The following is a 25,047-nucleotide window of genomic DNA, read 5'->3' on the forward strand; positions in this document are numbered from 1 at the left end:
TCCCCCGCTCCAGTTTTAAAGTCAATAGGTTAGCCGGTAGTCGAAAAATGGTAGAGAAACCGGGTTTTTTCTTGTCCTCGGAAACCCGCAGAAATCCGCCATTGTCCGTAGCACTCCTTTTTCGCCTGTGGCTCGTCTGTGGCTCGTTTTGGAAGAATCTGAGAGGGACGAATAACCTGTAGTCTGACCGGGTATGGGGTACCTGAACGGCACGAAAAGGCTGCTATCTAAACAGATTTTGGCAGCCCTGTTCGCTGTCGTCGCTATCGCGTTGCGAGCTGGCGCACGGCTCCAGACGAACCGGTTTTATGGGCTGTTGATGAAAACTTGTGTCCTATGGGAATCAAAGAACAAATAGAGTACGCTTAGGGCAGGAGTGATATGTCCATGAGTGGCAACGCCGAAGCTGTTAGCGTACTTGCTCAATTATTGAGGCCGTCTGACGACCCGCCGCCGCTTCTGTTGCTGGGAGCGGGTGCATCGTTTCGCTCCGGCGTCCCCATGGCGGCAGAGGCCGTCAAGCAGATCGCGCGCCGTGTTTACTCTGAGCAGGTCCTAAAAGGCGTGCGGCCGCCTGAACGCGTTAGGCCGACTGAATGGGAAGTTTGGCTGCAGGCGTTTCCGTGGTTCATTCAGGGAAACGACCGGCTTGCAGAGAATTTCCCCCTGATCGTTGAGCACCTGCTCCGGCCCGCTGAATTCCGCAAGCGCGTCATTCTCGACATTCTAACGCCGGTCAATGGGATCAGCCGGGGCTACAAGGTCGTATCGGAACTCGTGATGCGCGGACTGATCAATACGATTTTCACAACGAATTTCGACACCTGCTTGGTGGACGCTCTGAAGGAGCGGCAGCCGCATATTCGTCACATACATGAAGTCAACCGCGGGCCAGGAGACTTTGCCCAGTTCAACGTCTTCAGCAAGTGCCAGGTTGTCTGGCTTCACGGACGCGCCGAACAGTATGCCGACAAAAATGCTACCGACGAAATCGGGGCACTTGATTCCAAACTCACGGACCTGATCCGTCCCCTCACACACGGGGCACCGCTGATTGTGGTCGGATTCCGTGGCTCAGAGCCTTCCATCATGGACGGCGTGTTCGGTCAGAATACGGAAGGCCGTCTGGATTTTCCGCGCGGCGTCTACTGGTGCCTTCGGCACGGTGAAACCCCGCACCCGCATGTTGAAGCACTGGCCCGTCGGCTCGGTCCGAATTTCCGTCTGCTGCATATCGATGGTTTTGACGAGCTCTTTGATGAACTGGACAAGGAGGTCGCTGGCCTCGAGCGGTACTCCGCTCGGCCTGAAGACGCCGCCCAGGCGGAGCATCTGGCGGCATATGATGAGCGTATTGTGCCCGGGGCGTCGATCGACGATCTCGATCTCGACCTCGCGCTCTCAGTCCTGCGCGAATATTGCGTGAAGTTGAAACGTGCCCCCATTACCAGTGAGTCGCTTACCACCCTTATGAAAGAGCAGGGCCTGCTGATCGCGAGTGATAGCGGCCTCAGTATCACCGCGGGCGCCTTGCTTCTGTTTGGCAAGAACACTCAGCGGTTTTTCCCGCATGCCGTTGTGGCGGTGACCGAGGCAGGGAAGAAGCGGGAGGTCTATGAAGGCAACCTCATAGGCCAGCATAAGCAGCTGCTTGCCAAGATCGAATCAGCTGACGTCAATCCGGTACTCAAGGTAAAAAAGCAGCGGCAGCATGATGAGCGGCCAGCCTATCCGCCGCGCGCGCTTGTCGAACTGTTGGTCAACATGCTGGTGCATCGAGACTATGCCATACATGAGCCTTCGACGATCGAAATCCGGCCGGGCGCCGAGATTGTCTTTAGCAATCCGGGCGGCCTGACCCAGAGGCTGGCGGGACGCTTGACGCTCGATAACGATGGCCGGTTCAATCCGACCGAAACCATCACCGACACTCGAAATCCCTCACTATGCGATGTGTTCTTCGGTCTCAGCGCGATGGAGAGAGAAGGTACCGGCCTTATTGAAGTCAGAGACCTCATGGGTGCGTCCGGTGGCGGAACGGCGTTTTATAATCGTCGCGGACGCTTTGAAGCCATTGTCGAGCGCGCCACGAGCGCGGCGGGTTCCAATACAGTGGCTCGGTCGGATGTGCCGACCGGCATCTATATCCTAAACGTACTTCCGTTCAGCGTGCTGCCCGAACGAGTATCGATCGTCCAACTTCGAAAGCCCTTGCGCGAACGCCCGGCCGGTTTCGACCTGTCGGAGTGCGGGACCTTCGTCGATCGTGGCACCGAGCTTTGGAGTTTTGTGCCCTTGCCGCTGCTCCTGACCGTCCTCGGACCGATGGCCCATGAAACATCGAGTACGTGGATTCCTCGTTCGGAGATCGAAGCCGACGCTGACCAGCGCCGTGTGTTGTCATGGCTTTTGCGAAAGCACTGGGAACGCTACGTCAGCGGGTTTGCGGATCAGGGTCTCATGCTTGAGGAAGGAAAGCGAAAAAACCGCGCCTACTTCCAGGGGCGAGAGGGTCAAAGCAGGACGTTTGTCTGGAATAGTCCGCAGCGCCGGAACATCAAGCGCGACGTCGCCAAAAAGCGCGGCGACGGGCCAAAGACGTGGTTCGAGAATGAAGGGTTTTCCTTCGAGATTGTCGAGCTAGGCGGGCAGTGGTGTGTGCGGATAAAGCCCTTCTACATGTTCACGGGCCGTAACGGCAAAACGCCATTGCCGTCATTCACGCGCACAGCGAAGGCAACCAGCCGCATGAAGTTTGACCGCAACAAGAATGTCGAGGCTGATCTTCTGTTCTGGAGCCGGCTCTTGGGCAAGAGCGCGGAAACGATCAACATTGGAAACCGGCATGTCGACGATCTGATCCTGGAATCGTCGTTCCTGACGGTAGAGGTGCCCGAGATAGGGCTTGTGAAAGATGACGTTAAAGATCAAGATCGAATGCCTGCCTGAGCCGGAGCTGGTTTTTGGAGGCAACAAGCAAGGGGTCGACCCGCGCCGTGTGATGGCGGCGGCTGGACCCGTCGACACCACGTCGATGAGGGACGTGCGCATTGCGCTTATCGGCCCCGTGGACGAGATGGCGGCCGCACGCCAATGGCTTTTGCGCTTCAACGGCATGTCGGTCGCGCGCGAGCGTAACGCCCGCCGGTACCGCGACTGGCCGGGAGCAGCCAAGGCGCTTGGGGTCAACTTTATCATTGAGGGCCGTTTCGTTCGTCCGCTCGATGGTGAGCGCCTTTCCCATGCGATGGGCCGCGCGTCGCCAACGGAAAGGTTCGAGGAACTGCTCGATCTTTTCGATTCCAAGATTCAGACCCTGTTTGGCGACACGCGCCCCGACTGTATCGTTGTGTGCCTGCCCGAGGAGCTCGCCGACCTCCGCATAAGCAATCCCAGGCTCTCAATTCAGGAGCGTAACGCTCTGGAGAGGCTACAGCGGGAGGAGGAGCAAGATCAGTTGTTACTGTTCCAGCCAACGCCGGAAGAAGCCAAGGCGGCGGAGGACCTGAGAACACAAGCTGAAGATCTACTGTTCAGGACCTTTTACAGAGCCCTGAAGGCCAAAATAATGACGCACCAGAACCCGGTTCCTATACAGGTTCTGCGCCGCGACACATACATGCGTCCAGATGATGTTGGCCAAAGTTTTGCGACGCGCGCGTGGAACCTCGCGACATCTCTGTTTTACAAGGCAGGGCACGAGCCGTGGAGGCCGGCCGATTTGCCTGCCAACACCTGCTTCATCGGCATCTCGTTCCACCACCTGAAGCGGCGCGAGGGGGATGTCGTTTACGCCAGCGTGGCGCAAGCGTTCTCGAACGAAATCGAACCCTTTGTACTGAAGGGCGCCACGGTTCCGCACGAACAGAGACGCAACCGCCAGCCTTATCTGAGCGCTGCGCAGGCGGGCGACATGATGAAGGATGTGCTCGATAAATACGAAGCGATCGCCGGTGTGCTGCCTTCGCGCGTGGTGGTTCACAAGACCAGCACATACGAGCCGGAGGAGGCGGCGGGCTTCAGGGACGCCGCTGAATTGCGCGTGCCAGTTTGTGACCTGGTCTGGATCAGACCTACGGCCTTCCGCCTGATCCGCAAAGGAATGCAGGAGCCCTGGCGCGGGACGCTCTGTACGATCGGAAACGAATCTTATCTCTACACGAGCGGCTACGTGCCGTGGTGGGATGAATATCCCGGGCCGCATATTCCGGCGCCCCTGCAGATCGGGTCCTGCGGACCCACCGATATCCGCCAGCGCGCCAGCGAGATTCTGGCTCTTACAAAGATGAATTGGAACTCGAGCGAGGGTATCGGACGGCATCCGATCACGATTTCCTTCGCCCGTAAGGTCGGCATGCTTATGACCGAGCTCTCTGACAATCAGGTGCCGAACCCGTCATATCGGTTTCATACCTGATTGGAGCCGGGCTACGATCCTTCGCGCGAGCTTGGGAACATACCACCAACACAGGCCGGCACCTGTTTGCTGTCGTGCCATTTTTCCCGCGCCTTGTGAGGGGCGGACGGCTGCAAACGAAGCAGGCTGATGTTCAGGCTGCGAGCCTTCCGCATTATCGACTTCGTCGTTTTCATAACCCTGGTAAATTCGCAAGTTTTCGCTCCAATCCTCTCCGATTTTCCCTATACTCTCCCCGGCAGTAGCGGGGAAATTCAAGGCCATGAGCGAGATTCTCACTGTGCGGGAAGTGGCTGCCCTGCTCAAGATCAATGAGAAGACGGCCTACAAATTGGCGGCGAAGGGCGAGATTCCCGGCTTCAAAGTCGGCGGCTCGTGGCGGTTCGATCGGGGGGAAATCGAGAACTGGATAAAGCGGCAGACGGAAAAGCAGGGGCACCAGGGGTGAGGACGGAGTATCACACCAAACTTTATGCGCGTGAGCTGAGCAGGCGGCGGTTGGTTGCTGATGCCGGCAAGCTCTGTGCTGTCCGCGTGCCCAAGACGATATCGGGTGCTGAGAAAATCACTTTGCTTGCCCGACATGACGTGCACCGACAGAACCTTGTCAGCCAACAGCCCGTTGGCGCGAGTGGCGGCGCACTATGAACGTCACTGCCTATCACGCCAAATTCTACGCCCATGATCTAACCCGCCGCGCTTCAAGCGGCCTTGATCGCCTTTCGATGTCGCTGTTTGACGCCGCCGTCGATCTCAATCCTCACCAGATAGAAGCCGCGCTCTTCGCGCTCGAATCGCCGCTTTCGAAGGGCGTATTGCTTGCCGATGAAGTGGGGCTTGGAAAGACCATCGAAGCGGGGATCGTTCTTTGCCAGCTTTGGGCCGAGCGGAAACGTCGCCTGTTGGTAATCTGTCCTGCATCGCTCAGAAAACAATGGGCGCTGGAGCTTGCAGAAAAGTTCAACCTTCCTTCTCGGGTCCTGGACGCGAAAACCTTCAAGGACGAGCGGCGACTGGGAAGGGCCCCATTGAACGAGAAGGCCGTATTGATCCTTTCGTTCAACTACGCCAATGCGCTCCGCGATGAGATCAAGGCGATCGCGTGGGACATGGTCGTCATCGACGAGGCCCATAAGCTCCGGAACGCCTATCGGCCCAGCAACAAAGTCGGCCAAGGCATCCGCTGGGCGACCGAAGATTGCCGCAAATTATTGCTGACTGCCACGCCCCTGCAGAATTCACTCGTTGAGTTGTATGGGCTTTCAACGCTGATCGACGAGCATCTGTTCGGCGACATCAACGCATTTCGAGCACGCTACGCCAGTGCCGGGAGCAGTGTTACCGACCTGCGTCAGCGGCTTGCCACCTTTTGCAAACGGACGCTTCGTAACCAGGTTACGGAATACGTCAGATACACGGAGCGACGGGCAATCACGCGTCCGTTCACGTCAAGCGACGCAGAACACTCCCTCTATGAGGCCGTCTCCACGTTCTTGCAGCGCCCCAACAGTTATGCGCTTCCCCGGCGGCAGCGCCATCTGACCGCACTCATCCTTCGAAAGCTGTTGGCTTCATCGTCGCTCGCCATAGCGGGCACGCTAGACACGCTGCGAACGAGATTGGAAGCGCTCCGCGATGAGCAGGTAGCGGATGACCCAGAATTTGCGGAGCGTTTGATCGAGGCCGAGGAAATCGAGGACGAACTGCTGGACGACATCCTGGCGGACGACGCGCCGCTTGCAAATCTCGATGACAACGTGGTGACCATTGATCGGCAGCAGCTGAAAGAAGAAATCGAACTGCTAGAGCGCCTCTCCTCTATGGCGCGAAGTATCCCCGTCGATACAAAAACGCAAACGCTCCTGAAGGCGCTCGATATTGGTTTCGCCCAGATGGCCGAAACAGGGGCTGCGCGGAAAGCTGTGATCTTCACAGAGTCGCGGCGAACCCAGGACTACCTAAAAACCTTCCTCGAAACGCATGGGTATCAGGGAGAGGTAGTCGTTTTCAATGGCACCAACAGCAGTCCCGACGCCACCCGAATCTATGAGACATGGCTGGCGAAAAATAGAATCACAGGCCGGGCATCTGGGTCACGCGGGATCGATGTGCGCGCAGCATTGGTCGAGCATTTCCGAGACGACGCGGCGATCCTGCTCGCCACCGAAGCCGCCGCCGAAGGCGTAAATCTTCAGTTCTGTTCTCTCGTCGTCAACTACGACCTGCCGTGGAATCCGCAGCGGATCGAGCAACGGATCGGCCGATGCCACCGCTACGGCCAGAAACACGATGTTGTCGTCATCAATTTTCTCAACGAGCGAAACGAGGCGGATCGACGCGTCCTGGAGCTGCTCGGCGAGAAGTTTAGCCTGTTCAACGGCGTGTTCGGCGCGTCAGATGATGTGCTCGGAAGCATTGAGTCTGGCGTGGATTTCGAAAAGCGCATTCTTGCCATCTACCAGGAATGTAGGACGTCCGAGGAGATCGAGGCAGCCTTTCAGAAACTCCAGCAGGAGATGGACGAGAGCATCCGCGCCCGGTTGGATGATACGCGGCGCAAGTTGTTTGAACGTTTCGATGAGGACGTGCATCAGCGTCTTCGGATCAAGCTTGCCGATGCGAAAGCCCAGTTGGACCGGGTCGGACAGCGCTTTTGGTCACTCACGCGATACATTCTCGCTGACCGTGCCCACTTTGATGATGAGGCGCTGGCCTTCGACCTCCGCAAGCCGCCGCGTGAGAACATTCCGGCTGGCCGCTATCACCTAATTTCAAGGTCTCAGCCCGAGCCGGGGCTGGACCGGAGTGACGAGCAGAGCCGATACCTCTATCGTTTGTCCCATCCCCTTGGTGAAAATGTCGTCGCGAACGGCAAGGGCTTGGCGACACCAACCGCCGAGGTCGTTTTCGACGTCACACACCATGCGTCGCGGTTGCATGTCGTTGAGGCGCTGCGAGGCAAGGCAGGTCATCTGGTCCTGACGCGTCTCCAAATCGATTCGTATGAGCGCGAGGAGTATTTGTTGTTCTCTGCCTTTGATGACGAAGGCGCATCGATCGATCAGGAGACGATGGAGAAGCTCTTTGGCTGCTCTGGCCAGGTCGAAAGTACATGCCAGGTTTCAGATACCAAGGCCAAGCGTCTGGACGCAGAAGCCCAGCGCCACGCCAGGGCAACGATCAGCCTTTCGCTTGAACAGAACAGCGTTCACTTCAACCAGGCGCGCGAAAAGCTTGAGAAGTGGGCCGATGACATGGTGCTTTCAGCTGAGAAGGCGCTGGCAGATACTAAAGAGCAGATCAAAGCGCTACGCCGTCAGGCGCGGCAAGCCGTGACCCTTGAAGAGCAGCACGGCATTCAGGAGAAAATCCAAAAGTTGGAACGTCAGCAGCGCCGCCAGCGCCAGGAGATTTTCATCGTTGAAGACGAGATCATTGAGAAACGGGATTCGCTGATTGACCAGCTGGAGCAGCGTCTCGCACAGCGGACCGAAACCGAAACCCTGTTTCTGTTGAGATGGAAAGTCGTATGAGCAACCCAATGCCCTTCAAATCTCAATCAGAGTCGGAACGATCTGGCGATATACTCGTATCTTTCTCATCGCGGTGGATCGATCGCCTTCGCGGTAATTTCCCGAACTATATATTTCGCAGAAGAGTTCCCAGCTCATTCGTGCCGAAGCGGGTGTTCGTATACGTGGCCTCTCCGATTTCCGAGATAATAGGCTTTTTTAATGCGAAGTACATTCAACAGATCACGCTGCCTGAGGCGCTTAATATTGCAAGCGAAGCACAGATAGACGCAGACGAACTCAAGAAATATTTTCGTGGATATAATACTGTTGGATGCTACGCCATTCACGATAACATGATATTCGACGAAGCGATAAAGCTCTCCGAGCTGCGGGAACACTTTGATTTTTTTCCGCCGCAAAGTTTTGTTGCGCTTTCTTACGAGTCTTCAGGTTGGATTGACAAAAAATTGTCGAAACCGCCGTTGCAGGACTCTTTGTCAAAACAAGCGGATGGTACGCTGAGGGGTGGGTTTGATGAGTCAAAAATTTGAAAAGCTGAAGGCTCTGCTGAAGGAGCTTTTCCAGCTCAACCAGCCGGACCTCGATTTCGGCCTATACCGCATCATGCACGCCAAGAGCGCCGAGGTCACACAGTTCCTCGACCAAGAACTTCTGCCGCAGGTGAGGCAGGCATTCGGTCTCTACAAAACGTCCGACAAAGCCGAATTGGAAAAGGAACTCGCCAAGGCGATTGAGCAGGCGCAAAACCTCGGCGCCGATCCCGAGGCGCTGCCGAAGGTCAAGGACCTTCGGGCCAAGCTCGCCAACGACGCCGTCGATATCGGCGCGCTTGAGAGCGAGGTTTACGACCACCTTTTCAGTTTCTTTCGACGCTACTACTCGGAAGGCGATTTCCTGGCCAAGCGCGTCTATCGGCCCGGCGTATACGCTATTCCCTATGAGGGGGAGGAGGTAAAACTCCACTGGGCCAACCGGGACCAGTATTACATCAAGACAAGCGAGTACCTCCGCGACTATGCCTTCCGACTCCGTCCGGACAATGCTGCAAGCCCAATGCGGGTGCATTTTCGGCTGGTGGATGTCGCGGAGGGCGAGCACGGCAACATTAAGGCCGCTGAGAGCAAGGACCGCGTCTTCATCCTAGCATCAGAGGCCTTCGTCGCCGAGGAAGACGGTGACCTCATCCTGCGCTTTGCCTATCGAGCGGCAAATTTGAGCGACTGGCCGGAGAGCGAGCGGGATGGCAAGAAAAAGCCCCCTGCGCAGAAGGACCTCACGGCATCCGCCGTCAGCCGGATTCTAGCAGTAGGCGATGCCGCCTACACTTTATGGATCGCCGAGCTGGCCAAACCACATGTGACCATCACCGGGGAGACGCCCGGCCATTCGCGCCTCGAAGGGCATCTAATGCGCTACACGGCCCGCAACACCTTCGATTATTTCATTCACAAGGACCTCGCCACCTTCCTGCGTCGGGAGCTGGACTTCTACGTAAAGAACGAGGTCATGCATCTCGACGACGTAGAGAACGACACTGCGCCACGCGTCGAGCAGTATCTGTCAAAAATAAAGGTTGTCCGCCGAATCGCAGGCAAGGTGATCGACTTCCTGGCCCAGTTGGAGGAGTTCCAGAAAAAGCTGTGGCTGAAGAAGAAATTCGTGGTTGAAACACAATACTGCATAACTCTCGATCGTATCCCTCAAGAGTTTTACTCGGAGATCGCTGCGAATGATGCGCAGCGTGAGGAATGGGTGAAGCTACTGACGATAAATCAAGTCAAGGGTGATCTTACCGTTCCTGCCTATTCGGTTCCGCTCACGGCGGCATTCTTAAATGCGCTTCCGACCTTGATGGTTGATACAATATTTTTCAGTGAAAGCTTCAAGGACCGACTCTTGGCTTCGATCCATGACATGGAAAGCGAAATTGGCGGCGTCGTGGTCGACGGGGAGAACTTTCAGGCGCTCGCACTCATGCAGGCAAAATATCGCGACCAGATCGACTGCATCTACGTCGATCCGCCATACAATACTGACGCGTCGGCGATTATTTACAAAAACGATTATAAGCATTCGTCGTGGCTGAGCTTGATCGACAATCGGGTTTCCGCCTCTTCGAGTCTGATGACCAAGCGGGGCATTTTCTGCATGGCTATCGACGATGAGGAGTTGTCCGAAGCGCGCCAATTGCTAGGGGGGCACTTCCAGAAGACGGTTGGTATCGTCGCTGTCCGGTCGAACCCGCAAAGCCGGAAGGCAAAGGGGACATTTTCCCCATCTCATGAGTACGCACTGTTTTACGGGAAATCGAACGAGTCCGTTCCCGGCAGCCTTGAGCTTACCGTTAAGCGGTTGGCGCGTTATCCAAAGGAGGATGAGAAAGGCCGATATTCTTGGATGAGCTTCATTCGAACTGGGACGAATGACAAACGGGAAGACCGTCCGAAAATGCACTTCCCAGTTTATGTCGACGGCGAGAACAAGCTTAGAATTCCAAGGATGACGTGGTCAGATGACCGAAACGCCTACATCATCGAAGAGGAGTGCAGGGGCGACGAAGTCGCCGTATACCCGATTGTCAAAACATCGGAAGGCGTGATCGAAAAGCGTTGGCATCGGGGGTACGAACGAGTCATTGACGAGCCTGAGGAATTCAGAGTCCGTCGTGATGAAGCGGGCGTCCCCTCAATAGACTTTAAGACACGTATCGATGAGGATTCTACGCCCGTAACGTGGTGGGACAAAAACGAATACGCCTCCTCGAACTACGGCGCGGCGGAGCTGAAAGCGCTTTTCGGAACAAAGCAGTTCGACTTTCCCAAGGCCCTGGGCCTTGTCGTCGATTGTATCCGCGCCTCAAACCCAAAAAACACTTCGAAAATTCTCGACTATTTTGGTGGCTCCGGAACGAGCGGCCACGCAGTCATTAATCTGAACCGGGAAGACGGCGGACGCCGGCAATTCATTCTCGTGGAAATGGGAAGTCACATCGATACGGTACTCTTGCCCCGTCTAAAGAAGGTCACATTCACGCCTAATTGGGCAGACGGAAAGCCAACCGCATTTGCCTCGCCCGATGAAGCGAAAGCTAGTCCAGGTATTATCAAGATAATCCGTCTCGAGTCGTACGAAGATGCGCTCAACAATTTGGTTCCACGCCGTACGGCCAAGCAGGAGGACCTTCTGGCTTCAGCTGAAGCGCAAGGTCCCGATCACCTCAAGGAGCAATACATGCTCCGCTATATGCTCGACGTTGAAACGCGCGGTAGCCAGTCTCTGTTGAATGTCAGAGCTTTCGCCAATCCATCCGCTTACCAGCTCAACGTGAAGCGTCCGGGATCGGATGAAAGCCGAGAGATGAATGTCGACCTGCTGGAGACCTTCAACTGGCTTATCGGGTTAAGGGTCCAGGGCATCGCCGCACCGCAAAGTTTCGTGGCCGAGTTCGAACGCGACGCGGAGGGGCGCCTGACCCTAAAGGGACGGTTGCGCCAAGACGCTGACGGCCCTTGGCGGTTCCGACCCGCGACCGGCACCACACCTGAGGGGCGCCGAGCGCTAATCATCTGGCGCAAACTCACCGGCAATGCCGAGGAGGACAATCTTGTCCTGGACACGTGGTTCACGCGCGCCGGCTATTCCGCCAAGGACAGCGAATTCGGCCTTATCTATGTGAATGGCGACAACAATCTGGAGAACCTGAAGACGACCGACGACACTTGGAAGGTGCGCCTCATCGAAGATGATTTCCACCGGCTGATGTTCGACAGGGAGGGTCTGTGATGGCGCGCGGACGCCCCCGCAAGGATGCTGCCGCTGCAGCGCCAGCCGCCACGCCGCGTCGGCGCGCGAATGGGAGACCTCAAATTCCTTTCGTCCACAAGCTGGCCTTGAACCAATGGCTGCTCTCTCTATTTGACGTGCAGCGTTTCGAGCAACTGGCCGAACATCTGCGCAATGAAAAACTGGAAGGGATGGACGAGAACAACGTCCATCATTTCCATCACGCGCTGACGGCGCAGCTTTTTAACCTCACACTGCTGCCGACTGAGCTGCTGCTCGAATATGACCAAAACATCGTCAAACACACGCAACGCCTCAACGAACGCCGGATTACGCGGGGCCAAGCTCCGATTGTCTGGAAGTACTTTCAGTATCTGACGCTGCTGTTTACAGAGATTTATCTCGACCGCTATTTCCGAGATCCTCAAGCGCTCTTGAAGGCTATCAATGCGCGGGTGTCGGCCGCTAACACTGATAAGCCCGAGGGCGATCATATTGCGCCCTTCAAGGAGGAGGCCGAGGCTTGGCCCCAGATCAACAAGATTGCTTATTGGAGTGCGACCGGCAGTGGCAAGACGCTGCTGATGCATGCCAACATCCTGCAGTATCAGTTCTATCTCGATAAGCATGGGCGGCAGCGTGAGCTTAACCGGATCATTCTGCTCACTCCTAACGAGGGCTTAAGCTTACAGCACCTGCGTGAATTCGAGGTGGCTGGACTTCAGGCGGAGCTGTTTCAAAAAGACGGCACCGGCCTTTTTACCGGGCAAAGGATCGAAATTCTCGACATCCATAAGCTCAAAGATGAGATGGGCGATAAAACCATCGCCGTCGACGCTTTCGAGGGCAACAATCTAGTGTTGGTCGACGAAGGTCACCGTGGCGCTTCTGGTGGCGAGGAAGGTGCATGGATGCGCTTTCGCAATGCGCTCTGTGAGAAGGGCTTTTCTTTCGAATATTCTGCGACTTTCGGGCAAGCTGTGAAGGGAAACAAATCCCTCACCAATCTTTATGCCAAGAGCATCCTATTCGACTATTCCTACCGCTACTTCTACGGCGACGGTTTCGGCAAGGATTATCAGATACTCAACCTCGACGAGGGAACGCAGGCGAACCATCTGGACGCCTATCTGGTGGCATGCTTGCTGTCCTTCTTCCAGCAGCAGCGGCTCTACAAAGAGCAGAGCTTCGCGTTCCGCCCCTTTAATATCGATAAGCCGCTCTGGATTTTTGTCGGTGGCAGCGTGACCAAGACGCTCGCCTCCCGTGATGCATCCGACATCATCGAAATCCTGAAGTTCCTTTCCCGCTATATCTCGGACAGGGCAGGAAGCATCCAGCGCATTGAGCGAGTGCTGAACCAGGGGCTTCTTACGGCAGGCGGCAAGAACTTGTTTGCTGGGCGCTTCGCCTATTTGAACACTGTCGGATTGTCGGCCACCCAGATATTCGATGAGACATTAGACATTCTCTTCAACGCTGTTGGCGGTGGGGCACTGCACGTTGAAAACCTGAAAGGTGCGACAGGTGAAATCGCATTGCGTGTCGGCGACAACGAGCCGTTTGGCGTGATCAACGTCGGCGACGATGCCAAACTTGTCCAGCTGTGCGAGAAAGAAGGCATTCCGACTGACGACCGTGAATTCGCCGGCTCTCTGTTCCAAGGGATCAACACCTCACAATCGACGATCAACCTGCTGATCGGTTCCAAGAAGTTCACGGAGGGCTGGAACAGCTGGCGCGTTAGCACAATGGGACTGATGAATGTCGGCCAGACTGAAGGGTCGCAGATCATCCAGCTCTTCGGGCGCGGTGTCCGCCTCAAGGGATATGGTTCAAGCCTCAAGAGAAGCGGCAAAGTTCAGTTGCCGGATGAGGTGACTCGTCCAAAACATATTGGGGTGTTGGAGACCCTCTCAATCTTCGGTATCCGCGCAGATTACATGGCGCAATTCCGTGATTTCCTTGAAGAGGAAGGATTGCCGGTCAACGACGATCGCATGGAGTTCCTGCTGCCGATCATAAAGAATCTTGGAACGCAGAAACTCAAGACCATCCGCCTCAAGAAGACGATCAACGGTGTCAGCACTGAGTTTGGTGACGCGTTTCGACGGCTCGGCCCGATACCCACCCTCGCCACGCCCGACCCGGCCAAGGAGGAGGCCACGGCTTACCTTCAGAAAAACCAGGTCGTTTTGAATTGGTATCCGAAAATCCAAGCCATGAAATCAGGGGGCGTTGCGGGCGGCGATGTCGAAACCTCTCCGAACCATGCCCATTTCACTGCGAAGCACATCGCGTTTCTCGACCTTGATAGGCTGTATTTTGAGCTTGAGAGGTTCAAGGCCGAACGAGGCTGGTATAATCTCAACCTCACAGCAGATGGACTTAGCGGCCTTCTCGTGGACCAAAGCTGGTATCAGCTTCTAATCCCCGCTGAGGAACTCACGTGCGACTCCTTCGAGAAAGTTAAGCTCTGGGAGGAGATCGCGCTTTCGTTGCTCAAAAAATACACTGAGCGTTACTACACCTTTCGGAAGCGCGAATGGGAGCTGCCGCATCTTGAGTACCAGGACTTGACAGCCGACGATCCGAATTTCCCTAAAGGCCGGGACGAGGATGGCGAGGGTTACTACCGCATCCTTTTGGATCGATCGCAGGAGGATATTGTCGCCAAACTGACCGAACTGAAAATCCTGATTGAAGGCGGGGACCTGAAGCCGTGGGAATTTAGCGGCATGAAGGCGATCTGGTTTGGAAAGCACCTTTACGAACCGCTCTTGTACCTCGACCAGAACATCGTAGAAGTAAGCCCCGTTGCCCTGAACAAAGGGGAGCGCAATCTCGTAGAGGATGTGAAGGCGTTCCACGATGGCGCGCCAGAATTCTTCGCTGACAAAGAGCTATATCTGCTCCGAAACCTCAGCAAAGGGCGCGGCGTTGGCTTCTTCGAAGCAGGCAATTTCCATCCCGATTTCATTTTGTGGCTAATCGTCGATGGCCGGCAGTACATCGCCTTCGTCGATCCCAAGGGCATCCGCAACCTTGGTTTCAACGATCCCAAGATTCAGTTCTACCAGACCATCAAGGACATCGAGCGGCGCCTCGGTGAGTCTTCCGTCACGCTCAGCAGCTTCATTATTTCGAACACTCCATCGCACGTCATGCGGCTACTCTGGGCAGTCGACAAGAAGGCTATGGACACGCGCAACATCCTTTTCCAGGATGAGGATAAGGCGACCTATGTTCGCGATCTTATGCATCGGATTGTTTCGTCGAAGGAGGGACCCGAGAGCACTATGCGTGTTCCGGCCGAGGTGACTCGTGGCTGAAGTCTCCAAATATAAGCTCCTGGCCCCTGTCTCAGCTTCAAACGCGGAGAGCCCGACTGGAGCTTGATGGGATTGCCCGACGCTGCGGAACTTCCCGCCGTGCGTTGGAAGCAACTTAATCTCAACAAGCTAACAGCCGAGCCGCGGACCAGGCTTGTCCATAGGCTTGAAACCGCGCTTGCAGAACTATGAATGCCATGAACCAAAATGAAAGACGGTGTGTCCTGTCGCTGATAGTACGCGCACAAAGTAGATGACGAGGGAGGGGCTGAGATTTGTCATACGTAAGGAATTTATCGATTCGCGTCCCTTGGCACGATCGGGGCTGGGACGGGCATGTTTGTGATGACCCGGAAGGTAACAGCTCTTGCCTCGCATTGAAGCTCATTGCGGAGAGTAAGCGGGATGCCGAAGAAGCCGCCATTCGCGGTGAATCTTTCGAAACTATCGAGCCGCAAAAGCGGCCGCCCTGTCTTCGCTCCAGTGCCACGTTTTTGAGCGCGCGCGGACACAACTTTGAAAGCGTGATGGCCTATTCGCGCTGGAGTGCAGACCACAAGCATATTCAGCCAAAAACCGTCCACGTACCAGCCTGGGGTGCGTTGACGATCCCGTATCGCTGGATGCTCAAGGAAAGCGGGTTTGAGATTGCCCAATCGCTCAATCTTGATGCACACAATGACCGCGAGCCGGCATCACCAGGCTGGCTGTCGGATACGAGTTGGATACAGGGATTCCAGAACCAAAATGCCTTGCTGGGTGCTTTCGCTGCGCCGCTGAAGGCAGGCGAGAGTTTGGTACTATTCTACGCCCCGAGGACACCACTTTGCGACGATGAGCGCAGAGTTCTTCTAGGAGCGGCAATCCTCGAAAAAGCCCATGAACTGACCGAGTACTCTTACGTTCCCGGCGGCAAAGAGGCATTACGCGCGATGGTCTGGGAACGGCCAATCCAACACTCCATGCGGCGGATGAAGGATGGCTCCGGTGTTACTGGCGGATTCGTCATGCCGTATCAGGCATTGTTGAAGGCCGTGCCCGACCGGCCCGACCTTGACCTGAAAAGTTATGTCGCCTTCGCGCCCGAAGATGGACGCGAACAATTCTCGTACGGCAGTGAGCAAGTTACCGCCGGTGTAGCAGCTGCCGCTCTCCTGTCTGCACGCGCCGCCCTCGAACGTGTCGGGGAGGTCTTAAGCGGACCCTGGGATTCGTACATCAGCTGGATTGACGAGCGCCTTAGCCGTCTCTGGGCCCTGCGCGGCCCGGCACCTGGATTAGGTGTTGTGCTTTCGGCACTTCATCAGGGCTTCAACGGTACGCTTTTCGCCATAGCGCTGGCCGACGAGTTGGAGGTCAATGCCGATCCCTGGCCGGTAATAGATCAGATTTTGTCTGGAGAGCGGAAGCCTCCCGCCGGTTCACCCGATATTACCAGCATGCTGCGGAAGCACTGGAGCAAACTAAAGGCAGACCCGAAAGCCCTCGACAGGCTCAAGCTGCTGGCCCGTATCGAGCTGACAAAAGATCAGGTTCAACGCGCGATTAAATTACCGGTAGACGATGTTCTGCAGAATCCCTACCTGCTCTTTGAAAACGATAGAACGGCCCTTGAGCCGATTTCATTTGCTGCGGTTGACCGTGGTATCTTGCCTGGCAAAGAGGTCGCGACCGCACATCCGTTGCCGCCTTCCTGCAATAAGCAGCTTTCGGAGTATGACAACGAGTTCCGTCTTCGCGCCGCCTGTGTGCAGATGCTGGAGCAGAGTGTTTCCCAAGGTCATACGTTCCTCCCGCTGATCACACTTCAAGCGGCCCTTCCGGATATCACCGTTGCGCAGAACATTCCCTTGAGCGCTGAGGTCATCGACTTATGCCGCGACGACTTCGCGCCACTCATCAAGGTCGAGGGCGACGGCGAAACTCTGACCCTTCAGCTTGAGCGATATGTGAACTGCGGCCAGCTGATTTCGAAAGCAGTGTCCGCTCGCCTGGTCGTTGCCGAGGACAAGAACTCTGTGGAATGGCGCACTCTTGTCGATCAGAAGTTCGGTCCTCTTAAGGATATGGATGAGGACGAAGATCGCGCGCGTGAGGAAAAAGCGGAAGCATTGCATCAGACTGCCAGGAACAGATTTGCGGTTCTGATCGGGCCGGCAGGTACCGGGAAGACCACCGTCCTTCAGCTTCTTCTGTTACAAACGGAAATTGTCGGAGCGAGAGTGAGGCTCTTGGCGCCGACAGGGAAGGCGCGCGTACGGCTAGGATCAGAGACGGGCGCGAGGGATAGCGTTCAGACTGTTGCGCAGTTTTTGTTGCCGGATAGATTTGATGCTGCGACGGGCAGATACTATCCGAATCCCGGAGCGCCGAAAGTCGAAGCGACAACATGTATAATCGACGAGTCCTCGATGTTGACGGAGGACATGCTTGCCGCGATCATCGACGCGATACCGCAACATTGCCGCCTGATATTGGTCGGCGATCCGTACCAGCTCCCACCGATAGGCGCCGGTTGCCCGTTCGTCGACATTATCGAGAATCTTAAGCGGGAACACAATAGCCGCGGTGTCGGCCAGCTGACTACGCCTCGTCGGCAGGCCGATGATCAGTTAGACGGAAACAAGCCCACGCCGTCCCTCGCGCGGTCTGATGTTCAGTTGGCAGCGATATTTTCTGGACGAGACCTTCCCCCTGGCGACGACGAGATCGTCGTACAAGCCATCGCTGGAGCCGACGACGAAACGGTGCGCTACCGTCAATGGGAAAACGTCAGTCAGCTTCCCGACCTTATTAGCAACGTCCTCGCGGAGGAACTATGCAGTTCGGGTGACCAGCTCACCGATTCGGTGGAAATCTCCCTTGGCGCAACTCGCAATGAAAAAGGATATTTGAACTTCGAGAAGGGGTGCGCAGACGCTGCCGAAAATTGGCAAATACTGAGCGTCAACCGTAACCTTCCTGGAGGCTCGCTCTATCTCAACCGGAGAATCAAAGAGTCATTGAGACTCGAACGGCTTCGTCGGACGATCGATGCAACGAAGGTACCATTTTACAAGAAATGGATGCGCTTTGTGGAGCCGCGCGGCCCCGAGCAAATCGTCTACGGTGACAAAGTCATCTGTGTAAGAAATCACCGCCGCGGTCCGTACATTTACAATGGGGCCGATGGGGATCGAGAGTTCATCGCCAATGGCGAGATCGGCATGATCACCGGTCAGATGAGCTACGGCAACAAGAATCCGCGCGCAACTCATGTGGAACTATCGGGACGGTCCGATCGCAATTTTTCGTTCTGGTCGTCTGATTTTTCCGAGGAGAATCAGCCCTATCTAGAGTTGGCTTACGCCATCACGGTGCATAAAGCGCAAGGCAGCGAATTCAGTACGGTTATCCTAGTCCTGCCGCGCGACAGCCGGCTCGTTTCGAGAGAAATGATCTACACGGCGCTTACACGGCAGAAGAAGCGGATATGGATATTGCATCAAGGGCCGTTCGACAGATACCTAGCGCTTCGCCAATACGCCTTCTCCGATATTGCAGGAAGACTTACAAACCTCCTACGGGAGCCGCACGTGGAGGCGCCACGGCTCACAGCCGTTGTCCCTAGAGATTTAGGAGCCTCGCAAAGACCGTTCCTCGAAGAGCGCCTGATCCATCGCACCCTGCGCGGTGAGATGGTCAGCTCGAAGAACGAACTGGCGATTGCCAACATCTTGTTCGAGTTGGAAAAGCAAGGGTCTCTAACCTATCAGGTCGAACCCAAGCTTCCCTTCGAGGATGGCAGGGGTCGGTGGGCCGATTTCCTGATCGAGGCGAACGGCAAGAGTTGGTACTGGGAACATTGCGGCATGATGGCCGACGCAAACTATAGGCAACGTTGGGAGCGTAAGAAGCAACTCTACGCTCGCAATGGCTTCATGGAATATAGCGCGGCAAATCGCGTGGGTCGTCTTGTGGTTACGGAGGACAGCTCAAATCAAGGCCTGGATTCTCAAGCGATCCTTCAGCTGGCGAGGGACCTGTTGAGCACGTGAGGCCCGCTGTTGGTTGTGACAACATATAGTGGGATCGGCTTTGCTTATGCCTGCCCAGGCCAAGAACGTAGGCGAGGCTGGAGCAGCCAAAAAGTTGGAATATTTCCGGCGCATGTCGTAAGTATTCCTCTTTATTCATATGGATTAGAAGCGGGGAGGATATGCCGGAGGTTCAGTCGAAGACTAGCACGTCCGCTTGGGACTCTGAGGCCATCGGAACGCGTGTACGGCTACGCGACAACCCTGGCAGGCAAGGGTCGACGACCGGCCGCACCAAGCGCGCCGGGAGCTTCCTCATGGTCGAGGTGGATTTCGGACCAAACGAAAAGCAATTCAAACGGTACGATCTTTTAGAACTCATCGGCGAGCAGAAGGAGATATTCGATCTGCTGGAGAGCGGGGTATTTGGCGGCCCCAGCGATCTGCGGCGCGTTCTGACGTTCGAGAAGATCAAGGGCGAGTTGACCAACATTTTCTATTCGATGGAAGCCAGCAATACCGACTTCTATCCGCACCAGTTCAAGCCCGTAATGCGATTCATCGAATCTCCAATTGGGCGCATGTTGATCGCCGATGAGGTTGGCCTCGGCAAGACCATCGAGGCGGCTTACATCTGGAAAGAAATTCAGGCGCGTCAGTCCGCGCGGCGGCTGTTAATCGTCTGTCCGGCCATGCTGAGAGAGAAATGGCGGAGCGATCTCCGAAAACGGTTCAATATTACCGGCGACATCGTATCTGCAAGGGACCTGCTCTCCCGCGTGAAGGACGTCGCTGACCATCATACGTCAGACTCTTTTGTCTATATCACAAGCCTGGAAGGACTGAGACCGCCTGCAAATTTCGAGAGCGAGAGCGTCACCGGCGTTAGAGCACGCTTCGCTCGCTTGCTCGACGATAATACGGCGTCTGAGGACTTTGCGCTTTTCGACCAGGTCATCATCGATGAGGCTCACTATCTCCGAAATCCGTCGACGGGCAACAATAGGCTCGGACGCCTCCTGCGTGAGGCGTCGCATCATTTGGTCCTCCTGACGGCCACCCCGATTCAGATCGGTAGTGACAATCTCTACCAGCTGTTGCGGCTGGTAGACCCCGATCAGTTCTACGATTCGCTTCTTTTTCAAGAGATGTTGGCTGCGAATTCCTGCATCGTCCGTGCACAAAGGGCGCTTTGGCAACAGCCGGTGGACATAGAGGGCGCTCTGACTGCTCTTTCGGACGCCGAGCAGTCTGATTACTTCAAGAACGATCCGATCCTGGCGCGAATCAAGGATTATTTGACAGATGGCAACCATGACGCGGAGCGACGCGTCGAAATACTCCGGCTGCTCGAAGGACGGTCACTTCTTTCACAATACATGACCCGGAGCCGGAAGCGCGAAGTTCTTGAGAGGCGCGTCGAGCGTGCCCCACAAGTCTTGAGTGTGCGTTTCAGTAAAGCAGAGTCGGCGCTCTACACGTATGTCACGGAGAAGATTCGAGAGGAGGCTGTGGGAAAGAGTGGCGTGTCGCTGTTCTCTCTGATCGCGAGGCAGCGTCAAATGGCGAGCTCGATCGTCGGCGCTCTGGAGAGCTGGCGCGACAAAGGGTTGATCGCCGAATTGCTGTGGGAAGATTTTGGCATCTCGCGCGAGTTGTTTCAGGACGCCCATGGCCTGGAGCAGGAAACGGATAGCGAAACCGAAAGCGACGGCGAGTCTTCTGAAGTTTTGGACCTGAATTACAACCTTGCCGACCTCGAAGCTGGCGATAACAAATATCGCGCTTTGAAGGAGTTCTTGGCGGCGGAATTACATAAGGACTCCAAAGAAAAATTTGTGGTGTTCGCGTTCTTCAGAGGCACCCTCAAATATCTCTCACGCCGGTTGAAAGCGGACGGGATCACTGCCTCGCTCATCATGGGTGATATGGGGGCCGAGAAGGACAATATCATTCGCGACTTTGCTCGTGCCGATGGCCCCTCGGTGTTGCTTTCGTCCGAGGTCGGAAGTGAAGGTATCGATCTTCAGTTCTGTCGATTTGTCGTGAATTACGACCTGCCCTGGAACCCGATGCGCGTAGAGCAACGGATTGGCAGGCTGGATCGCCTTGGACAAAAGGCCGAGCGCATTTCGATAATAAACCTTGTCGTGGAGAACACGATCGAGGATCGGATTCTTATGCGACTTTATGACCGCATTAATGTGTTCCGTGAAAGCATTGGGGATTTGGAAGATATACTGGGCGAGGTCACCGAGCAATTGCTGGTCAACCTCTTCAATCCCAACCTGACCGACGACGAGCGTGAACGGAAGTCCGCCCAGGCCGAACTGGCCATCCGCAACACGCAGAAGGAACAGCAGAAGCTTGAAGAGGAGGCCGTCAATCTGGTGGGCTTCTCGGACTACATTCTAGACCACGTAAAGGACAGCAGGGAGAAAGGCCGCTGGCTCAGCGCGGCGGAACTCAGGGCTCTGGTCGAGGACTTTTTCGCTCGAAACTTTCCAAGAACGAAGATAGAGCCGGTGGCGAGCTTGGACCATTCGGCGCGTATCGTCCTGTCCGACGAGGCCAGGGCCGCGCTTGCCTACTTTATCTCGGAAACACGACCCTCGACGCGGACGGCGCTTCACCGCAGCAATCGCCCCGTCCTTTGTGTCTTCGACCCGAGACGCACTGAGGATGTTTCAGCAGAGACCGAGTTCATCGAGCCGAGCCACCCGCTCATTCAATGGATTCGCTCTCAATATGAGGCGGAGAATAGCCAGCTGCATCCTGTCACGGCCATCAGGATCGCAGCAAAGGATGTTGAATTGCCCCCAGGCGACTATGTCTTCAGCGCTCACCGGTGGTCATTCAACGGATTGAAGTCAGACCAGCTTCTGGCATTCCGCGCGCTTGAAGTGGGAGGCTCGGCTCCGCTAAGCGCTGCCGCTTCCGAGACTCTGGTCTCTATCGCTGCGCGGATCGGGAACGTCTTGCCGAATGCCGTTAATGTCTTGCCGGAAATTGAGATTATCTGTGAAGCAGCCGTCCGCTGCGAGGAAGCGTTAGGCGACTTGTTTGCCGAAAGGCTCACCGACTTTGAGGCCGAGAACTCCGTGCGGTGCGATCAGCAACGAACGAGTGCAGAAAAGCTTGCTCACCGCCGACTCGAAGGATTGAAGGCTCGCATTGCCCGGTTCCGGCATGACGGAAATATCCGACCGGTCGCAATGACTGAAGGTCTCATCCGAAAGGAAGAGGAGCAATTGAAGACGAAGCTGGACCGCATAGGCAAGCGCCAGCAGGTCGATCCGACAATGATTCCCCTTGCCGTCGGCGTAATCAAGGTTGTGCCTTGATGCTTAGCTGGCGCGAAAGATTACAGGCGATCCGAGATCGCATATTCGGAAATGATGCAGCGAAGGAACCAAGCCCCACGTCTCCACCTGATGGCGGGACGATGCATGCCATGCCCCCGGATACCGATACTACGCATTCCCAGCATGACCAGGAAAGCGCAGTTCAACCATCCGCCGGGATTGAGAAGGCGGTTGCCGGGTCTGTCGAAGGCCCAAGTAGCCGAACGAGTAAGGCGCGATCCAAGATTGCCCCTTTCACTCCCAATCCTGCGGCCAAAGTCAAGAATGCCTCGGGCCTGCCGGCTCGTTCATCCCGTCAGTCTGTTGCGCCTCGGCCGCCGGCTCTTCGCCCCGTCGCGCTCAACCTCGGTATCGATTTCGGCACCAGCTTCACGAAGGTATGCTACCGCGATATCGGCACCGAAGAGTCCGGTGTTGCTGCAGTCGGGCAAGGCTTTAAGAAAGCCCTTGTGCCATCGGTTGTAGCGGTGTCGCAAACAGGCCATCTCTATCTAGGCGACAATGCGAAGGCACCGAAATCCGCTGTTTTGGTTCCGTATTTGAAAATGAGGCTGGCCGGCGCGCCGATCGGCGACACCTTACCCGCAGTCGCGGGGCTCGACCTCAATCAGCCTGAATGCACAAAAGTACTTGCTGCATGGTTTCTGGCGTCTGTCATCGCGCGGAGCCAGGAATGGATCACTCTGCATGAGACCGACCGGCTAACAAACAGAAAGCCTGTCTGGTCGGCAAATGTCGGCGTTCCGGTGGAGCATTTCGATTCGTTGGTCCTCAAGACCTTCGAGGAGGTTCTGGGTGTTGCTTGGCTGTGGGTGAAAGACGGCCATGTACCTGTGTCTCTGCAAGACGCGATGGCTGGATATGGTCCGGCAGTCAGTCGCCTGAAGGATGAGGTCACCGATTTCCATGCGGTTCCTGAAATCGCCGCAGCGGTCCAATCATTCGTCATGTCCCGCGAAGCGCTGCCGGGTATCTACGTCTATTTCGACATCGGCGGGGGCACGGTTGACGGAGTCGCATTCAACTACCTCAACCGCAATGGCGACCGCAAAATTCACTTCTATTCCGGGAAGGTCGAATCGCTAGGTATTTCAGCGATCGCTGCCTCGATTGGCGAAGGGGCGAGCGGCGTAGACGCTGGAAAGCTGGAGTCTTTGTTGAGGAACTGTCCTCAGACTACACAAGATGATCTTGTGCAAAGAATCCGTCGTGTCGTTGGCGAAGTCGTCATGACGGCGAAGCAGAAAGACGGCAGAAACTGGCAGGAAGATGCCATCCAGAGTTCGGACTATGAGCGCAAATACATAGGCCAGCTGTCCACCAAGCGCATGCGGCCTCTGATTGTTTTCATCGGTGGCGGCGGGTCCAAGTCAAGCTGGTACAACGCAGCAATTGCATCGACGTACACGGCATTCCAGCATCACAACGCAGGAGTGCCGCCCTATAAATTGTTGGAAGTGCCGAGCCCGAAAGACTTTTCCATGCCAAAGGTCGGAGATGACGACTTCACGCGCTTTGCAATCAGCTACGGGTTGTCCATACCCTATGGCGAGGGTCCGGAAATTGGACTCCCCAGCCAGTTCGCCGTGGCCGAGAAACCCAGGCAGTGGAAGCCACGAGGCCTTGTCGACTATGCGGACAGTAAGGATGTCTACGGGTAGACAAACCTTCGTTGTAATGGACTGCGAGATCTTTTTTTCACGGGCTCCCGAGAGGATTCGAACCATTTTCACATCTGAGGCAAAAAACCAAAGACGGTCTGTACGAACTTTCGCGCGGAGGGCAGACTGGGACCTATCAGCGTGCCATCCTGAACGTCCGATAACGACAATGGAAACGCCTGAAGATGACGGTCCGCAATCTGCCCCCGGCGGGACCTTCGAAACTGCCGACACGAAGCGAGCGGCGATATGATGTTTGGGTGCTTCGCGCCGCCCGCCACTTGCGCGAGACACCGCTTCGTTTACCGGGCCTTCGGCTCACCATGCCGTTCCGCATCGAACGCCTGCCTTCCCTTCGCGGCCCATAAGTTCCGCGCGTGCTCGCCTTCATGGCTCTGTAGCTTCGCGGCGATCCACAGCAGCGCGCCGTAAATGACGGCGCGATCATCGGCGGTTAGTTCGACGATGCCTGCCTTGACGACGAGACCGCCGAGTTCGATCAGATGTCGGGTGCGCTTGCGGCGCTCGACCTGCCAGGTGCGCATGTCATTGCGAGCCTGTGCCGCCTGCCGGCGATTGTGCGCTGCCCGGTTGCGCTGGAGCGCCGCGTGAGTTGCGCTGAGATGCCGAAGCAGATCGCCGGGACCGGCTCTCGAAAAACATCACTCCACGCTTGGCCCATGCCTCACGCTTTGAGGTGTCTTTCGTCTCAGTGATTGCGACCAGTGCGCCAGCCAGTTCGTCGGTGCTGAGTTGATCGGCGCCAGTGGCGATCACCAGTTCGCCAAGCTGCTGCACCTTTCGCGTCTTGAGCTCTCGTGCTTTGTCTTCCAGTGCCTTCAGTTCGGCGTCGAAGTCCCGTGGTTTTCGCATGGCTGTCTCCATCAATTGTCGATCTCTGGATGATAGGGGAGCGCCTGACGGAAGGCTTCAGTGT

At 56.1% G+C, this 25,047-nt stretch carries 12 protein-coding genes; 10 read left to right on the forward strand and 2 right to left on the reverse strand.

From position 1 onward, the window contains the following. Positions 1-387 precede the first annotated feature (387 nt). From J2X35_RS08970 to J2X35_RS09015, 10 genes are all read left to right on the forward strand, one after another. Positions 388-2,949 (forward strand): SIR2 family protein, encoded by a 2,562-nt coding sequence (locus J2X35_RS08970; protein WP_310184464.1) that lies wholly within the window; start codon positions 388-390, stop codon positions 2,947-2,949. Continuing rightward, a complete protein-coding gene (locus J2X35_RS08975) occupies positions 2,915-4,417 on the forward strand; it encodes a hypothetical protein (RefSeq protein WP_310184466.1) in 1,503 nt (500 codons plus the stop codon). Before J2X35_RS08970 ends, J2X35_RS08975 begins: the two co-directional genes overlap by 35 nt. Positions 4,418-4,679: 262 nt before the next feature. Then, entirely contained in the window at positions 4,680-4,865 is a 186-nt protein-coding gene (locus J2X35_RS08980; RefSeq protein WP_140686527.1) for a helix-turn-helix domain-containing protein, read from the forward strand. 196 nt (positions 4,866-5,061) lie between these two features. Continuing rightward, positions 5,062-7,950 carry an SNF2-related protein gene (locus J2X35_RS08985; protein ID WP_310184470.1) on the forward strand — a complete coding sequence of 963 codons (2,889 nt, stop codon included), beginning with the start codon at positions 5,062-5,064 and terminating at the stop codon, positions 7,948-7,950. After that, complete coding sequence (locus J2X35_RS08990) at positions 7,947-8,483, forward strand: hypothetical protein (protein WP_310184472.1); 537 nt, start codon at positions 7,947-7,949, stop codon at positions 8,481-8,483. The genes J2X35_RS08985 and J2X35_RS08990 overlap by 4 nt, the downstream gene beginning before the upstream one ends. Continuing rightward, complete coding sequence (locus J2X35_RS08995; RefSeq protein ID WP_310184474.1) at positions 8,467-11,736, forward strand: DNA methyltransferase; 3,270 nt, start codon at positions 8,467-8,469, stop codon at positions 11,734-11,736. The genes J2X35_RS08990 and J2X35_RS08995 overlap by 17 nt, the downstream gene beginning before the upstream one ends. Continuing rightward, positions 11,736-15,068 carry a DEAD/DEAH box helicase family protein gene (locus J2X35_RS09000; RefSeq protein ID WP_310184476.1) on the forward strand — a complete coding sequence of 1,111 codons (3,333 nt, stop codon included), beginning with the start codon at positions 11,736-11,738 and terminating at the stop codon, positions 15,066-15,068. The genes J2X35_RS08995 and J2X35_RS09000 overlap by 1 nt, the downstream gene beginning before the upstream one ends. A 377-nt stretch (positions 15,069-15,445) precedes the next feature. Further along, a complete protein-coding gene (locus J2X35_RS09005) occupies positions 15,446-19,105 on the forward strand; it encodes an AAA family ATPase (RefSeq protein ID WP_310184478.1) in 3,660 nt (1,219 codons plus the stop codon). A gap of 296 nt (positions 19,106-19,401) precedes the next feature. After that, complete coding sequence (locus J2X35_RS09010; protein ID WP_310184479.1) at positions 19,402-22,428, forward strand: SNF2-related protein; 3,027 nt, start codon at positions 19,402-19,404, stop codon at positions 22,426-22,428. A gap of 110 nt (positions 22,429-22,538) precedes the next feature. Further along, the gene (locus J2X35_RS09015) at positions 22,539-24,110 is read left to right on the forward strand and encodes a hypothetical protein (protein ID WP_310184480.1); all 1,572 of its coding nucleotides are present in this window, start codon (positions 22,539-22,541) and stop codon (positions 24,108-24,110) included. A 302-nt stretch (positions 24,111-24,412) separates the two neighbouring features. On the opposite strand, the gene J2X35_RS09020 is transcribed toward J2X35_RS09015, so the two are convergent. Together J2X35_RS09020 and J2X35_RS09025 are read right to left on the reverse strand one after the other, a co-directional pair. Then, on the reverse strand, positions 24,413-24,655 hold the full coding sequence (locus J2X35_RS09020) for a conjugal transfer protein TraD (RefSeq protein WP_310184482.1): 243 nt from the start codon (positions 24,653-24,655) through the stop codon (positions 24,413-24,415). A gap of 1 nt (position 24,656) precedes the next feature. Next, positions 24,657-24,983 carry a conjugal transfer protein TraD gene (locus J2X35_RS09025; RefSeq protein WP_310184484.1) on the reverse strand — a complete coding sequence of 109 codons (327 nt, stop codon included), beginning with the start codon at positions 24,981-24,983 and terminating at the stop codon, positions 24,657-24,659. Between the last annotated feature and the right edge of the window lie 64 nt (positions 24,984-25,047).

This window comes from Mesorhizobium sp. BE184 (assembly GCF_031457045.1).
Lineage (GTDB): Bacteria > Pseudomonadota > Alphaproteobacteria > Rhizobiales > Rhizobiaceae > Mesorhizobium.